Source organism: Alkalihalobacterium alkalinitrilicum, from assembly GCF_002019605.1.
Taxonomy (GTDB): Bacteria; Bacillota; Bacilli; order Bacillales; family Bacillaceae_F; genus Alkalihalobacterium; species Alkalihalobacterium alkalinitrilicum.
Genome location: NZ_KV917368.1, coordinates 1,265,632 through 1,281,094 on the forward strand (window position 1 = coordinate 1,265,632; position 15,463 = coordinate 1,281,094).

Consider the following 15,463-nt stretch of genomic DNA (forward strand, 5'->3'; position numbering starts at 1 on the left):
GTATCATATCACTTTATACGATTTTATCCTTACATAGCTTCTTCCTCTATTTTTAGGAAATCATTTTTAGAGTAAATCGTAATAAATACTATTTACAAACATAATATATTCAGTTAGACTTTAAATCGTAATGGTTACTTTTAATGAGGGCGTGTAGTATTTTGAAAGTATATTAGGAGGTTTACAATAAATGAGAGTACCTGTAACAGTATTAAGTGGTTATTTAGGCGCGGGAAAGACAACTTTATTAAATCATATCCTTTCCAATCGTGAAGGTTTGAAAGTCGCTGTAATCGTGAATGACATGAGTGAAGTGAATATTGATGCTAAACTGGTTAAAGACGGTGGCTTTATAAGAACCGAAGAAAAGTTAGTGGAAATGCAAAATGGCTGTATTTGCTGTACGTTACGGGAGGATTTAATGAAAGAAGTTGAACAATTAGTAGATGCAGGTGGTATTGATTACATAGTCATCGAATCTTCAGGCATTAGTGAACCGATCCCTGTCGCACAAACGTTCACCTATTTGGACGAGGAAATGGATATTGATTTAACTTCAAAATGTCGATTGGATACGATGGTTACGGTTGTTGATGCGAACCGTTTTTGGGAAGATTACGCATCGGGTGAATCGTTATTAGATCGTAAACAAGGAACAGATGATACAGACACACGTGATATCGCTGATTTATTGATTGACCAAATGGAATTTGCGAATGTGATTATTTTAAATAAAACCGATCTATTAGAAGATAGTGATACGCAAGAATTAATAGCTTTCTTACGAAAAATGAATGCAGATGCGAAGATCATCCCTACTTCACAATCTAACGTCGTTCTTTCAGAAATTTTAAATACAAAACTGTTTGATTTTGAAAAATCGAGTCAATCTCCTGGTTGGATCAAAGAATTGAACGAGGAACATATTCCAGAAACCGAAGAATACGGAGTAAGTTCATTCGTTTACCGTAGACGAAAACCTTTCCATCCTCAGCGATTAATGGACTGGCTTGAAAATTGGCCTATAGATGTCGTAAGAGCAAAAGGATTTTTCTGGTTGGCCTCAAGAAATGACATGGCGGGTCTTCTCTCTCAAGCAGGATCGGCAGTAACAATTCAAGGTGCTGGTGAATGGGTGGCTGCTTACTCAGAGACTGAGAAACAGAAAACACTCCAAGAAGAACCAGAATTATTGGAGAAATGGGATCCTGTCTTCGGAGATCGTATGACAGAACTAGTCTTAATCGGAATTGACATGAAGCATGCTGAGGTCGAAGCATCGCTCGATCGATGTCTACTAACCGATGAAGAAATGAATTTGGAATGGACAGCGTTTCACGATCCGATTCCTCGTTTTGTTGAAGCGTAAAACTGCAATAAGTAACGCGTACGTAAGGCATTGATAAAAAAAGCTGGGATCATGATGGTAGACAGTCTTACTCATGACCCAGCTTCTTTTTACACACTTAATAACTATCTGTATTACTTTTCCCTTAATTATTTAAGAGTTTGCTAATTCTTTACTGAGTCTGAAGAGATACTTGCGTTACATTACCTTAAATAATCCACCTCGAGTGAATTTATTTATGACAGTTTGTTGAAGCAACGTTATACTTTTCCGTATAATATGAGGTAAATGAAAGTAAATGTGGTGAAGATCATGTTTTTTCTTGCGACAATCACTTGTCTTTTTTGGTTATCTGTTTTAGTGGATGCGACCATTGGGATGAGAAAACTTGTAAAATTAGAAGATGTAAAAGTAAATAAGCTCGATCAAAATGAACAACCACTCGTTTCAATAATCGTTGCTGGCCGTAACGAAGAAAAAGATATTGAAAGTAGCCTTCGAACCCAACTCCAACAATCGTATAAAAACATAGAATGGATTGTCGTGAATGATCGTTCTACAGACCGAACAGGTGAAATTATAAATACAATAAGCCTCGGTGATAACCGAGTAAGAGTCATTCATATCGAGGAATTAGCTGAAGGATGGCTCGGAAAAAACCATGCATTGTATAAAGGGTATTTAGCTTCAAAAGGAGACTTTATCATCTTTACCGATGCCGATGTATACTATAAAAAAGACACGGTAGAAAAGGCAATTTCGTACATGGTAATAAATGATGTAGATCATTTGACTTTAGCTCCAAATATGAATGTTAAGCGGTTTTGGGCAAAAGCATTTGTTACATTTTTTCTTTTTGGTTTTTCCTATTTTAAACGACCTTGGAAAGCAAATGATGATCAAAGTAAAGTTGCCATTGGGATCGGTGCTTTTAATCTTTTAAAGCGAGAAGCTTATGAAGACATTGGCACCCATCGTTCGATCCGTGAACGTCCCGACGATGACTTAATGCTTGGGATTCAGATAAAAAAACTAGGAAAGAAACAACGGTTTGTTTCTGCATTGGAGCATCTCGATGTTGAATGGTATCGGACGTTAAAAGAAGCAATCCTTGGTCTTGAAAAAAATGCATTTGCTGGTCTTTATTATCGTTACAGTATGGTTTTGTTTGCCATTTCAGGTTTATTTATTTCACAATTATTCCCTTTTATAGCACTATTTCTTACGGAAGGACCGACTCGAATCGTGTATTTGATCTCAATAGTTCTTCTGTTTCTTGTCTACAAACAAACATCGAATGTTATGGCTAAAGATGCACTTCGGTATTTTTGGGTATTTCCAATTTCTACGGTTCTGTTTATGTACTGTATTACACGGGCAACAATTCTTACGACAATCCGTGGCGGTATCGTTTGGCGTGGGACATTTTATCCGTTAAAAACGCTCCGAAAGAAAAAATAATCACAAGCGAGAGGGACTATTCTTGAAAGAGTCCCTCTCGCTTGTTGTCGTGTCAATTGTTTTGTTACTCACTTTCGTGGTACAAATAAGTATTTTCATAAATGTGTTCAATGTCTTGATCCGTCATATGTGAGAACTTATGATTTTCCATACCTCTTACCATTTCAATATAGCGAATCATATTTTCACGTTCTTTTCTACTCATTGTTTATTCCCCTCCCTTAACTGTAATATAACAACTTTTTATTTAATTATTATTATATAACAGATGAACCGGATGTCAACACTATATTTTGTTTTTTTAAAATTTTTAAAACAAAGAAAAGAGGTTAACTTTAAGTATTGTGTTTTACCTACTTAAAGCTAGCCTCTTTATATCTATTCTATAACAATTCCCCTTAATTATTTAACTGTTGTGGTGTTTCTAATGTTAATACAACGGGGCAATGGTCACTTCCTAAAATGTGACTATGAATCTGTGCATCTTTTATTTTTGTTTGTAGACGCTCTGAGATGATAAAATAATCAATTCTCCACCCGATATTGCGTTCACGGACTTTATTCATGTAAGACCACCATGTATATACATCTGTTTCATCTGGATAAAGATATCTAAACGTATCAATAAATCCATTTGATAGCAATTTTGTCATTTTGCCACGTTCTTCCTCAGTAAATCCAGAATTCCCAACGTTTGGTTTTGGATTTTTTAAGTCGATTTCTTGATGAGCTACATTTAAATCTCCACAATAAACCACAGGTTTTTTTGTATCGAGCTCAGTTAAGTAACCCTTAAGTTCATCTTCCCAATCAAGACGTTCTGAGAGTCTTGATAAGTCTCTTTTCGAATTGGGTGTATATACATTCACTAGAAAAAACGTTTCGAATTCTAGTGTAATAATTCTCCCTTCTCGCTCATCATCATTGTTACCTACACCATAGGATACCGTTAGGGGTTTTTTCTTTGTGAAAACAGCTGTCCCTGAGTACCCTTTTTTTTCTGCGTAATTCCAGTATTGTTCGTACCCGTCTAATTCTAACTCGATTTGCCCCTCTTGACACTTTGTTTCTTGTAGACAAAAAATATCGGCATTCATTTCTTTAAAATAATCTAAGAATCCTTTCGTCACACATGCTCTTATTCCGTTTACGTTCCAAGATATAAGTTTCATTGTTTTATAGTCCCTCATCTTCAAACCGTTTTAAATCATTTTTATGACCAATGACGATCAGGATATCATTTAAATGGATAAGGTCATCTGGTAACGGTGATATGATTACTTGCTCTTTTCGTTTAAATGCTAAAATTGTACAACCAAATTTTGCACGAATATCCAATTGAATCAAAGAACGGTTTGCTACTTTTTCTGTCGCTAACAATTCGACAATACTGTATTCATCAGACAACTCAATATAGTCGATAATTTTTTCTGAAACGAGATGTTGGGCAATTCTAATTCCCATATCTTTTTCTGGGTGTACAATTCGGTCGGCCCCGATTTTCTCTAATACTTTGTGATGATAATCGTTTTGGGCTTTAACCCAAACATTTTTAACGCCCAACTCTTTTAATAAAAGAGTACATAGAATACTAGATTGAATGTTTTCACCAATGGCAACAATGACAAAGTCAAAGTTACGGATCCCTAAACTTTGTAGCATGCTTTCTTCTGTCCCGTTAGCGATTACCGTATGAGTAGAATAATTCATAAATTCATTCACTTTTTCCTCACTCGAATCAATCGCTAGCACATCGTGGCCCATTTGATATAGTTCTTTACAAACAGATCCACCAAAACGACCTAAACCAATTACTGCAAATTGTTTCTTCATTCGTCTCTCCCCTAAAACACACCAAAAAAGGCCATTACAAAGAATGGCCTTATATTTTGACCTTTCTCTCGTTTTTTACTTTAACGCTTACGAGGTTAGCTGACGGGTTAGGGATTGAGAGTTATCCCTTCTATACTTCGATTCACCCCAAGACCAATAGGTCCAATTTGGTTCCCCCGCTCAAAAGATTCAGCGATTAAAAAGGTGTATTTCTATATTATAGTTTATTAATGTTAATTTACTCCTCGATGTTTACTTTGTCAATCTTTAAAAGAGGAATATAATGATTGAATGACTATTCCTCTTTTACTTAGTGACCAGCGTGATGATCTCCATGCGCTGAAATGATTTCAAGTTTTTCATCGAGAATTCCTTGGGTTTGATAGGAAACTAAGTTAGTTGTACCAAGTAAATAGGCATGGTTATATGGGCCTTCTGTTGGTTCTAAATCAAACATTGGTTTAATTTTCGTTAAAAACGGATACCATTCTTCGGTTACTTCCCCTTCTTCTAACCAAATCATTGGTGCGTGCTTCCCTAAGTGCGAAAATGGAGCTGCAGTAATGGCAAGGTCAGGAGAAGCTGTTGAGGCAATCATTAAGCCATGTCCAGGATCACTTATACCCCATCCAAAGACAGTTGTTCGATCTTTAAATTGCGCGAATTCAATCGACAAGTCAACAGCGTTGTCACCTGAAATTCGAGTCACATTCCCATATTCTTGTAATTGGTTGAAAACATTTTCTGAAATGATTTCTTCTGACCCAAGTACGTAAATGTTAGCTTTGCCATTACGACGTTCTAAAGCTGCACTCGTTTCTTCAGGTAGATCGGTTTTCGTGACATAAAGTAATGGTTCTGACATATGAGAAATCCAACTTCCAGCAGGTATTGAATATGTTTTGGCATCTTCGTCCATCGAACCTACAATCACGCCATTTGGAGTCCCGTTTGTCAGCGCTGCGTATATTTTATCAATTTCATTTGCAAATGCAGCAGGTTCGGTCATTGGTGTTTGTTCGATGTCAAAATCTGTTAACTTGTCCAATTCGTTTTCATTGATTGCCCCCATAACCATAACTTGAATTCCAGCTACATTGCCTTTTGGTTGTAAGCGATTAATTTCGGTCATAACTTGTTCAGGAATTTCACCGTTTTCTGTAAAAAATAACGGACCATCATTAGGGTGATGAACGAGATTTAGACTAGCAAGAGATAACTGCCAGTTTTCTAAAGGTGCTAAAATGACAGTTCCTGGTTGATTTGCCTCATGGGTTGCTGGCCAAATGGTTTGGGATGTTAAGATAGATAACTCTATTGGATCATCAGATGATAACCGAGTAATGTTTTTTGTATTGAAATGAAGAAGATTTTCCCCTGCTTTTTCATTAAATTGCTCAGGCGCAGTAAGGTTTTCAGTATCATGACGATCATTTTGTTGATCATGCTGGTGTTCATGATCTTCTGCTTCTTCCTGAGCAGAATTTTCAGAACTTGTTTGGTCATGTTCATCATGATTGGCGCATGCGCCTAAAACAGTAATGATTACTGTTAGAGTTAATACAGATAAGGTTTTCTTGATTTTTTTCATTGAGTGTCCCCCTATGCTTATTAATTCGGTTTGTTTTAAAATTACCAAAAAAATTTGAAGAAAGTATGCAGGAAAGAAATTTAATTAGCTATCCTAATTAAAATTTTGAATTTGTTTCACTTATAATTGATCTAATGGTAATTGCGCTAAAAATTGTTCTGATAATGCTTTTGAATCAAGTCTTACTGAAACATGTGGAGGCTGAATTCGTTTCATCGCCTCAAGGGGGAGTCCTACCCAAAGATAGCGACGATCAATGAGTACAAATGAAAATGAGATTTCAGCTTTTATAAATTGTATGTTTCGTACATGTTGTTGTTCATTTACTGATATAACCGTTAATTTGACGTTCGATGCTTTCTTTTGTAATTGTTCTTCCCATTCAATCGGGATGGTTGATCGATTAGGTAATGATATAATGATTGACTGTTTTGCGGATTGAATGTCATGAAACACTCGTTCTAATTTCAACGCATGTATCCATTGTAGACGTGGGTTTTGATGTTTTATCCACGTACCGATTTCTCTCGGTGTTATTACTTCATTATGTTCGATTTGATGGTCGACTAAATTTCTGAGCGTTTTTCCACGATATACTTTTTGTTTAATAAAAGCAGTGTTACTTACGTGAAGAAATTTACCTCTTGTTCTCGTAATTGCTACATTTATAAGTCGTTCACTATCTTTGCCGATTAATAGCATCCCTACACGTTCTTCTGGATAGCTATCTACAGAATCAAAAATCATAACATCTCGTTCACTTCCTTGAAAACGGTGTACCGTTGCGGAGATAATATCCGCGACACGTTTTTCTTGTTCATAGAGATCGTCGAGTAATATATCCATCATTTGTGCTTGAGCTCGGTAAGGCGTTACGTAGCCAATTGATTTTGCTCCATCAATGAAAGCTTCATGAATAAGTTGAAACGACAATAGTAACTGCCACAGGTTATAACGTGATTTTGAACTTTTTTCTTGAATCCCGTATTCCCCCGAGAAACTAGTGTCCACTAACACGGAGGCACGATGTGGAAATGGCTGTTGACTCACAATCTTTTTACGTTTATTTTGAACACTCGGATGATCACCTACGAGTCCTTGATAAATATACTGGTTCGTAAAGGCAGAAATTTGTGGGTGCATTCGTCTTTGTTCCTTTAATAGAAACAAATGCGGATGAAGGATTCCTTGGTTGACGACTTCAACTATTCCCGCACGATGAAAAATATCTTCTTTTAACCATCGGTCAACTAACTCATGTCTAGCTGCTGCAATTGGTGGCAATTGCTTAAAATCACCGCATATAACGACTCGCTTCCCTAGAGAAGCAGCAAAAGCAGCTTGTGGTACATAAGCCATGCTCGCTTCATCGACAATGACAACGTCGTATTCTTTATCATAAATCGTCGAGTCTGTTGCCGCTTTTGCTAATGTTGTACAGACAATAAAAGCATGTTTTACGTATCCAATTTCTTTTTGGCGAATTTTTTCGAGGACCTTTGCAATTTTCGTCTCGATTTCGAGTAGATGATCAGTATCTCTTTTACTAAAAGACCTTGCTAAATCTTGCTTTAATCCACGTCTTTCAGTGAGTAGCGATTCACGTTCTGCTGCTATATCAGGTTCACGCTTTTCTAAAAGTTGGCTTGTCGTTAATGCGTTGTGTATTTGTAGTAATTCTCCAACTTGTGTACCGTATCGAAGGATGTCCCCTTCCTCAAACCTATTTTTCTTCTCAATAAACGTAGCGATTTCACTCGCTAATACATCGACAGCCTGGTTACTGTGTGATAGGATGAGAACTTTTCTTTTGTTAAAATACATATTGGCTGCAACTCGTGCAAGTGTATATGTTTTTCCCGTGCCAGGTGGTCCCCAGACAAAAGTGACGGGATTCGCTTTGGTTCGTAAATATAATTCGTGAGCTGTGCTATGTGCATTTTCTGTTAAGTGTTTAGCTTCCATCGAAGGGTCCATTAGTTTTTGTACACGAGCACGCCTTTTTTTACTTTTTTTCAATTCTTCTAATCGCTCAATCAATTCTTCTAGCAATTCCCACGGGTCATGAAAAATCGTCGCTTCAAAAATAAGGTCACCGATCGATTGCTCAACCGATAAGAGGATGCTTTTCCCTTCTGATGAGAGGATTTTTCCGTCTTGTTTTACATTTCCCCATTCTAAACGTACGTTCGAACCAACGGGGATCCGCAAAGATGAAGTCGTTTCAAAATAATACGTGAAGGTTTTATCACTTGAAAGTAAATGTCCTTTTGTCACTCGATACTTATTACTTCCAAATTTTTTTAAATGTTGAATTTCTATTTGTAGGACTTTTTGCCACTCTTTTATTAAACTTAATGTACTAGTCATTGATCTCTTCCTTTAGTATTAGGTGTACCTAGTGTACCGCATTATAAAAATTCTATCGCTCACTGTCATTCGGTAAAAAAACGTCTTCAATATTTAGAAATATAATAGTAACATAATAGAACACGAGAATGGAGGAAATGAATGAGCAATACGCAAAAGGGACATTTTTTTAATATCCTGTCAGTTGTGACTGTTGCGATCGGCCCGTTATTGGCAAAGTTTGGGTTATTGGAAATTTCACCAGCGAAAGCAGCATTAATAAACGCGGCCACGATCATTCTTGCTAGTTATTTATTTGGAGTTATTACAAAAAAAAAGGTGCAGTTTTACTTTGAAAAAAATATAATTTTATTGGGTATTTTTAATACATTAGGTGTCGTTTTTTTATTTATTAGTATGGACCTACTTTCACCTGTTCAAATTGGTTTTATCGGAAGGTTTTATACTGTTTTTGCAGTATTACTTTCAGTCATCGTATTAAAGGAAAGACTTTCGAGAATAGAAGTCGTTTTTATAGTATCGGCCATTGCGGGTGTGTTTTTGTTTGTAGAGACAGGCAGTGGATATCAAGCTCATTTAACAGGTAGTTTATTCGCCCTTTTATATACTTTCTTTTTTGCATTATCCAATGTTTTTATAAAAAAGACCGTGTCTAAAGAAAAAAGTTCCAACTCTATCTTATTTACGAATAGTTGTATAACGTTATTTTTCGTTATATTGTACGCATTACTTGTTGGCGAATTATTCGATGGGAACTATTCATTTCAAGGGATTGGTTATATTGCAACCTCTTCTCTTATTGCTGGGTTTATTGGCACGATTCTTTTATATGAAGCGCTTAAATACTTACGGTTTTCGATTGCCAATGTTTCAAGGGCATTCAGTCCCGTATTATTAGCAATCATTTCGTTTCCTTTTTTTCCAATTGTGTTAACGGTGCAAAATACGATCGGCGCTATTGTTTTAGTCGTATCGATCTTATTACTTTCATGGGGCGATAAAAAAAAGAATACAAAAATGAACAAAAAAACGCGTTCAATGTAATGAATTAGAACGCGTTTTAAAGATGTGATCTTAGGTCAAAATATTTAATTTCCATAATTTTTTTAAGCTATTATTGGACTTCGTTGTTGTTCATTTGAATACGTAGAATAAAAGAAAGTTACTAACATACATCTAAGGAAACTATGTATTCTAGCTCTTCAATGGTTATGAGGAAGGAACTGGCTCTATTCTTTTTTGTACTATTGGCTTATAATTACAAGTTGGGAGGAGGTAATATTACGATGGCAGATGTACAACAATATATATTTTTTGATTTTGAAATGCTATGTTCAAATCGTGGAATGCCTTATGAAGATATGGAAGCAATTCGGCTAGGCGCTGTTAAATACGATATAAAAACTGAAGAAATCACATATTTTGATCGCTATATCCGTCCTACGAACCTTCAACCCCTTTCTTCTTTTTGTAAAAAGTTAACGGGGATTTATGATCAGGATCTAGTTGGTGCAGATGGTTTTAAAACAGTGTTTGAAGACTTTTTAACTTGGATTGGTGGAATTAAGCGCTCACGCTTTTTCTCATGGTCTCCGAGTGATATTTCTCGTTTAAAGTTGGATGCTGAAAGACATGGGCTATCAGCAAGAACAGTTAAAAAAATTGATCAACGCTATGTAGATTTTCAAGCGATTTTTACTAAACGTGTTACTAAAGAAAATGTTTCTGTTGAACGTGGACTTGACTTTTATGGTTTACAATTTCAAGGTCAGCAGCATAATCCTATGCACGATGCTTATAATACATTGCGGATTTATTTAAGTTTTGAAAATGAACCTATAATAAGTGACTATATAATGCTAAAGCAGTTTATTTTTAATGAGGATGATTATCTTTCGACAAACATTGAAACTTTAAATAACGAGCTTCGCAAAAAGTTAAATGAAGATATTTTCTCGTTTATGGTCGAGCTAAGAGAAATCTATAAAATGAAAGATGCAACAACAATAACCAGAAAAGCAAGACGGCTTGTTGCAAAATACGAAAACATCTTGATCAACCGTTCAGGAATGTTTGCACAAGACTTGATTGACGATATAAGAATGTTAATGGAGTTTTACCACGAGTTGTGTTTATCTTACAAAGAACACGTGACTTATGCTTCCAAAATAATGATTTTACCAGAAAGCATCGTACAACCCATTAATGTGCTTTCCTTGAAGAGAGGGTGCTAAAGGCATCTCCTTCATACATAGCAAAATGAAGATTCCCCAATGACTAACAACACCGAAATCTTTCTTACTTAGGAACTCTTCTTTTCGTTTCTAAATCCAGAACTCTTTATCCATAGGATCTCCAAAAAGCTTTAGCAATATAAATCCAAATGTTACAAACTCATGGAAACGTTATCCTCGCATAGATACTGCCCAAATTACTGATTATAACTAATGTTTGGGACAAGTTTCAAACACTATTTATGAGGGGGAATAAAATCATGAACATGTTCGGAAAAAGACGAAATAACAATCGCAATGGCTTGATGTTGTCTTTAGTGGGCTTAGGTGTAGGTGCGGCAGCTTACGGAATGATGCGAGGCAGAAACAATAATAACAATATGAATATGAACAACATGATGGATTCTGTCGGTAAAGCACTTAGACAAGTTCGTGATTAGTATGGCCAAAGAACAGCCTAATGAATAATAGGCTGTTCTTTTTAACAATGTCATAACAAACCCAATGACAATGAATGATAAATTAACTTTATTAAATAAAATATGTAAAATTCATTACTCAACCCCTTGATCAAATTCCATTAAAAGAATTATGATAATATCAAATACATAAACTATACTTGGTAATTTCTGTCCGAGTATTACTATTTGTAAGATATGGAGGAATTAACATGGACATACCTAAATACCCAGAAAATTTTGATGAATGTGGTAGAAGTAAACGGATAACAGTCGACCAATTGGATAAAAAAATTAACGATGAAATTGAAACGATGATCGACTATATGAAAAAACATAATACTGAAAACTATTCAAAAGCGTTCGAAGATGTTCTGATCATGATTGATCGAATTCATGAAGATGATCAAACTTATTATGAAATATCAGTCGCCAAACAACACAGCCGAGCCATCGTAAGGTAACAAGTAAAGCGTACATTCCTGTTTAGCCCCTACCAGCAGTCCAGGCTAGGAATTTTAACCTGACTGGATATTTGATCTCGAGGGGCTGGAGTGGGAACTCTGTTGGCATAAGAATCCCCTATTACAAGAATGGTTCTTCAAATACTGAAACTACGCGGACAATAACTCCCCTGTCCAATTTAATGGTGAAAATGACGTGCCCGTGTTTTTCAACAGTTATTTCTCATCAAAAATAAAATAAACGCAAATGATTTCCCATGCGAAAATCAATGCGTTCTGCTGTCGATGGATTCCTCACCCCACTCTATGAGGTGCACCCCAACAAAAAATTTAACAGATTTATTTTACGTCAGGTTTTACCGCACTTACTTTGAACTTTTCATTTTCCAAAACTTCAATATTATTTTCAGTTGTTAAAGCAACTGCTTTTGTATGTTCCACTAATTGAATAATAGTGCGGTGTGCTTGTTTAGCGCCCCTAATTAATAAAGGAACTCCAATAACATCAATATGAAAACGTCTTGAAAATAACCCACCAAAAGTCATTGAAATTGGGACAGTAGGTGAGCAATTCGAGAATACAACTTGATCAATCTCTTTACCGTCTTCTTGTAACAATGATAATAACGAGTGAAGAGCAGGTATAACGGCAGTAGATTTACCTCTTCCAATCGTATAGACTTTATTACCGTCTTCATCTTTTCCGTGGTAAATAAACCGCCCAAAGTCCCCTGGGGTTAATTTATTAAAAATATCTATACCTAATATTTCCTCTTTTGTTGGCTCACGATCCTTTGGTAATTTATCAAGATGATAAGCAGCAGCCAATGCGGATGAATGTGTGCCTGCAAAACAATTATAAACATAAAGCAACGCAATGGTCCTCCTTACTAATTAAAAGATCGGATGCTGATTTCATAGAGATCGTTATATACCTTGTAAATTGCCTAATTTCCTTACTATTTATACTTGGGATATAAAATAAAAAAAATTTGAATGCAGTCATTTAAAGAAGCAACGATGTACCTTATTGCTTAGACAGTGTTGTCAAAATTAGCTACTCCTTAACTTGTATAACGCAAAAATGAATTGGCAAACTATTATTGAAAGTATCGACAAACAAGAAACACATATCCACTATAAAAAGTACATTCATTTCGTAGGATATTCCTTTTATAGTGTGAATTACGTTTATTAAAAATACTAAAGGTGGGAATTCAAATGTCACAATCAAAAAGTCAAGAAGACCGTCAATTTAGAAAACGTAAAGAAGCGCAAAATCCTCATGGTAAAATTAAATCATTGAAACAATTAGCTGCAGAAACACCACCTAAGGAATAGTGAAACTTCCATCAGTAAGGGTTTTTCTCTTCCCCCAATGATAGTTAGTTTAGGCCCACACGATGTGGATCACACAGACGTTGCCACAGGACACGGCAACGTCTATGGCCATTTAGTGGAGTCTTGCTGAGTCTTGCTGAGTCTTGCTGAGTCTTGCTCCAGTTAAACGGGATAAACTCATTAGCTTATATTGCTCTCTTACATTCATAAATGAAAAAAAAGCTGACTCATGTAAAGGTGTCCTTCTGAGGCTTGATTAAATATTCATCCTCAGAGATGGTTGGACTTACGAGTCAGCTTTTCCTTGTTGGAATTTCTTTACCATTATTCTTAAATTGTGACTAGCAAAAAGATCAGCTGCTTTCTCATGCGGAATATTTCGATACTTTTTCTTTTCTTCGTACGTATGACCATGTTTCATTTCGGCAATAAACCGATCATAATAATACTCTCCCCGACTAAAATAATCAAACAAACGGTCCCTTTTATCACTACCTCTTCCTCCAATTAATCCATGAAAAAGATGCCCAACCTCATGTAAACAAATAAAAGCAGCATATTCATAACAACACACTTGTGTTTTTTTCATGTCGAGAATATACTCTTTATTTTTAAAGTCTTCTGCGATTGCCATGATATTCAGATAGATAACTGGCTTAAAATCGCCTTCATCGTCTATTTCTAACTGTCCTGGATAATTAATAGGTACATCCGATATAAAAAATGTAACATCTTCAATGATAGGTTTGTAAATGGAAGTTTCTAACCATTCAATTGTAGCTCGAATTCCTGATAGAGCCTCTAGAATATGTTGTTTAGAAACTTTATATTGCTTTTTGATTACCTCTTCAGGTTCGTATATAAAGTCTAATGCTTCTATTGTTTTAAACTCTAAACACCCCCCAATAATGAATGTGCAGAAGTCCAATTAGAAGATTTTATTCTTAAAATGATCAAGTTATGTTTCAGTCAGACGAGTTTATTTACTTGATGATTTTATTGAGCGAATAGAATTTAAAAGTTTACAAAAAATAGGAGGAAAATGAAGAAGCAGAGAACTTATTGTCCTCTGCTTCTTCACTGCGTCTTCATTCATTATGCAGTTTGAACTTCAGAATGAATCTCCACGGTTGCTTTTTGAATTCTACGATTACGCACTTCCTCAATATAAATTCGGATGTTCTCGTATACCATCGTCTCCCCTTTTTTCGGGAGATAGCCGAGTGTATCAGAGATCCAGCCGCCGAGTGTATTTGAGCTTGTTTCAGGAAGTGTTACGTTAATGGACTCGCAAAATTCCTCGACAGAAATTCGTCCATCTAATCGAAGCTTCCCGTCTTCGAGTCTTTCAATTAACTGTTCATTTTCATCATGTTCATCCCAAATTTCACCGACAATTTCTTCGAGTATATCTTCAATCGAAATAATTCCAGCGGTTCCTCCATATTCGTCAAGGACAACAGCTAAATGGACTTTGTTTTTTTGTAAATCCTTAAGTAGGTGCGAGATTTTTACCGAGCCAATTACAAAATGTGGTTTTCGTAAGATTTCTTCTATCGTAAATGGATCTTCTTGGACATATTTTGTAAAAAAGTCACGATGAGAAATAATTCCAACAATATTATCAATCGAGCCATTATATACTGGAACTCGTGAATATTTTTCCTTTATGAACACATCTTTAATTTCATCAATTGGTGTATCAATAGATACGGCTACGACATCAGGTCGTGGCGTTAGAATGTCTTTAACAACAATGTCATCAAATTCAATTGCGTTATGAAGAAGTTCCCGTTCTTGAGTGTGAAATGTCCCTTCCTCTTCTCCAATTTCCACTAAGGCTTTAACATCCTCATCTGTCACACTTGGCTCTTCCGCTGTGTCTCCCATTAGTTTATTGACTCCTAATTTGAGTTGAACAAAAAGCCACGTAATTGGAAAGAAGATTTTCATGACTGCCCTCAAAGTTGCAGAGATTGCAAGTAAATACTTTTCTGCATATTGCTTCGCTAAAGATTTCGGTAAAATTTCACCAAATACTAAAACTAATATGGTAATAGCAACAGTTGTAAGTAATAAGGTGCTCCCATTACTTCCAAACATATCAGTTGCAACTTTAGTTGCAATGGTAGCCATCGCAATATTTACAATATTATTACCAATTAAAATAGTTGATAAGCTTTGGTCGAAATTTTCTGCCATCTCTAATGAACGTTTTGCTTTTTCGTTATTATTTTCGGCTTGATTACGAAGCCTAATTTTATTAACACTCGTAATTGCAGTTTCCGAAGCAGAAAAATATCCTGATAACAATAACAATGCCCCTAATAAGATAATCGAGTCATAGGGTATACTGTCCAAAA

General features: G+C 35.7%; 15 protein-coding genes and 1 riboswitch. Of the genes, 7 read left to right on the top strand and 8 right to left on the bottom strand.

What is annotated here, in order from left to right:
• Window positions 1-190 precede the first annotated feature (190 nt).
• Window positions 191-1,369, top strand: coding sequence for a GTP-binding protein (locus BK574_RS06030; protein WP_078427927.1), 1,179 nt, complete (start codon window positions 191-193; stop codon window positions 1,367-1,369).
• Between the two features lie 267 nt (window positions 1,370-1,636).
• Window positions 1,637-2,809, top strand: a complete 1,173-nt coding sequence (locus tag BK574_RS06035) for a glycosyltransferase family 2 protein (protein WP_238457965.1) — start codon at window positions 1,637-1,639, stop codon at window positions 2,807-2,809.
• Between the two features lie 64 nt (window positions 2,810-2,873).
• Here BK574_RS06035 and BK574_RS06040 read toward each other — a convergent pair whose 3' ends face one another.
• The 5 genes from BK574_RS06040 to BK574_RS06060 all read right to left on the bottom strand — a co-directional run bounded on the left by BK574_RS06040 (window position 2,874) and on the right by BK574_RS06060 (window position 8,603).
• A complete protein-coding gene (locus tag BK574_RS06040; RefSeq protein WP_078427928.1) occupies window positions 2,874-3,014 on the bottom strand; it encodes a BH0509 family protein in 141 nt (46 codons plus the stop codon).
• A 193-nt stretch (window positions 3,015-3,207) separates the two neighbouring features.
• Window positions 3,208-3,981 carry an exodeoxyribonuclease III gene (locus tag BK574_RS06045; protein ID WP_078427929.1) on the bottom strand — a complete coding sequence of 258 codons (774 nt, stop codon included), beginning with the start codon at window positions 3,979-3,981 and terminating at the stop codon, window positions 3,208-3,210.
• Between the two features lie 4 nt (window positions 3,982-3,985).
• A complete protein-coding gene (locus BK574_RS06050) occupies window positions 3,986-4,642 on the bottom strand; it encodes a potassium channel family protein (protein WP_075389275.1) in 657 nt (218 codons plus the stop codon).
• 69 nt (window positions 4,643-4,711) lie between these two features.
• Window positions 4,712-4,847, bottom strand: a riboswitch (cyclic di-AMP (ydaO/yuaA leader).
• A gap of 105 nt (window positions 4,848-4,952) precedes the next feature.
• Complete coding sequence (locus BK574_RS06055; protein ID WP_078427930.1) at window positions 4,953-6,233, bottom strand: cell wall-binding repeat-containing protein; 1,281 nt, start codon at window positions 6,231-6,233, stop codon at window positions 4,953-4,955.
• A 120-nt stretch (window positions 6,234-6,353) separates the two neighbouring features.
• On the bottom strand, window positions 6,354-8,603 hold the full coding sequence (locus BK574_RS06060; RefSeq protein WP_078427931.1) for an AAA domain-containing protein: 2,250 nt from the start codon (window positions 8,601-8,603) through the stop codon (window positions 6,354-6,356).
• Window positions 8,604-8,744: 141 nt separating this feature from the next.
• On the opposite strand from BK574_RS06060, the gene BK574_RS06065 reads away from it, so the two are divergent.
• The 4 genes from BK574_RS06065 (at window position 8,745) to BK574_RS06080 (ending at window position 11,759) form a co-directional block, all read left to right on the top strand.
• The gene (locus tag BK574_RS06065) at window positions 8,745-9,647 is read left to right on the top strand and encodes a DMT family transporter (RefSeq protein ID WP_078427932.1); all 903 of its coding nucleotides are present in this window, start codon (window positions 8,745-8,747) and stop codon (window positions 9,645-9,647) included.
• Between the two features lie 242 nt (window positions 9,648-9,889).
• A complete protein-coding gene (locus BK574_RS06070; protein WP_078427933.1) occupies window positions 9,890-10,837 on the top strand; it encodes a 3'-5' exonuclease in 948 nt (315 codons plus the stop codon).
• Window positions 10,838-11,097: 260 nt separating this feature from the next.
• Entirely contained in the window at window positions 11,098-11,277 is a 180-nt protein-coding gene (locus tag BK574_RS06075) for a hypothetical protein (RefSeq protein ID WP_075389279.1), read from the top strand.
• Window positions 11,278-11,507: 230 nt separating this feature from the next.
• The gene (locus tag BK574_RS06080) at window positions 11,508-11,759 is read left to right on the top strand and encodes a hypothetical protein (protein ID WP_075389280.1); all 252 of its coding nucleotides are present in this window, start codon (window positions 11,508-11,510) and stop codon (window positions 11,757-11,759) included.
• 339 nt (window positions 11,760-12,098) lie between these two features.
• Here BK574_RS06080 and BK574_RS06085 read toward each other — a convergent pair whose 3' ends face one another.
• Window positions 12,099-12,632: a DUF3189 family protein gene (locus BK574_RS06085; RefSeq protein WP_075389281.1), complete on the bottom strand. Its 534-nt coding sequence runs from the start codon at window positions 12,630-12,632 to the stop codon at window positions 12,099-12,101.
• 348 nt (window positions 12,633-12,980) lie between these two features.
• Between BK574_RS06085 and BK574_RS28325 the strand changes: the two genes are divergently transcribed.
• The gene (locus BK574_RS28325; RefSeq protein ID WP_236034932.1) at window positions 12,981-13,100 is read left to right on the top strand and encodes a DUF6254 family protein; all 120 of its coding nucleotides are present in this window, start codon (window positions 12,981-12,983) and stop codon (window positions 13,098-13,100) included.
• A gap of 286 nt (window positions 13,101-13,386) precedes the next feature.
• On the opposite strand, the gene BK574_RS06090 is transcribed toward BK574_RS28325, so the two are convergent.
• Both BK574_RS06090 and BK574_RS06095 read right to left on the bottom strand, forming a co-directional pair.
• Window positions 13,387-14,028 (bottom strand): hypothetical protein, encoded by a 642-nt coding sequence (locus tag BK574_RS06090; protein WP_078427934.1) that lies wholly within the window; start codon window positions 14,026-14,028, stop codon window positions 13,387-13,389.
• A 167-nt stretch (window positions 14,029-14,195) separates the two neighbouring features.
• On the bottom strand, window positions 14,196-15,461 hold the full coding sequence (locus BK574_RS06095) for a hemolysin family protein (protein WP_078427935.1): 1,266 nt from the start codon (window positions 15,459-15,461) through the stop codon (window positions 14,196-14,198).
• Between the last annotated feature and the right edge of the window lie 2 nt (window positions 15,462-15,463).

What these genes read in the sequence shown, in the direction of transcription:
- BK574_RS06070 (WP_078427933.1), top strand. Translation starts at nt 9,890, where the DNA reads ATGGCAGATGTACAACAATATATATTTTTTGATTTTGAAATGCTATGT.
- BK574_RS06050 (WP_075389275.1), bottom strand. Translation starts at nt 4,642, where the DNA reads ATGAAGAAACAATTTGCAGTAATTGGTTTAGGTCGTTTTGGTGGATCT.
- BK574_RS06080 (WP_075389280.1), top strand. Translation starts at nt 11,508, where the DNA reads ATGGACATACCTAAATACCCAGAAAATTTTGATGAATGTGGTAGAAGT.
- BK574_RS06060 (WP_078427931.1), bottom strand. Translation starts at nt 8,603, where the DNA reads ATGACTAGTACATTAAGTTTAATAAAAGAGTGGCAAAAAGTCCTACAA.
- BK574_RS06040 (WP_078427928.1), bottom strand. Translation starts at nt 3,014, where the DNA reads ATGAGTAGAAAAGAACGTGAAAATATGATTCGCTATATTGAAATGGTA.
- BK574_RS06075 (WP_075389279.1), top strand. Translation starts at nt 11,098, where the DNA reads ATGAACATGTTCGGAAAAAGACGAAATAACAATCGCAATGGCTTGATG.
- BK574_RS06035 (WP_238457965.1), top strand. Translation starts at nt 1,637, where the DNA reads ATGAAAGTAAATGTGGTGAAGATCATGTTTTTTCTTGCGACAATCACT.
- BK574_RS06065 (WP_078427932.1), top strand. Translation starts at nt 8,745, where the DNA reads ATGAGCAATACGCAAAAGGGACATTTTTTTAATATCCTGTCAGTTGTG.
- BK574_RS28325 (WP_236034932.1), top strand. Translation starts at nt 12,981, where the DNA reads ATGTCACAATCAAAAAGTCAAGAAGACCGTCAATTTAGAAAACGTAAA.
- BK574_RS06055 (WP_078427930.1), bottom strand. Translation starts at nt 6,233, where the DNA reads ATGAAAAAAATCAAGAAAACCTTATCTGTATTAACTCTAACAGTAATC.
- BK574_RS06045 (WP_078427929.1), bottom strand. Translation starts at nt 3,981, where the DNA reads ATGAAACTTATATCTTGGAACGTAAACGGAATAAGAGCATGTGTGACG.
- BK574_RS06030 (WP_078427927.1), top strand. Translation starts at nt 191, where the DNA reads ATGAGAGTACCTGTAACAGTATTAAGTGGTTATTTAGGCGCGGGAAAG.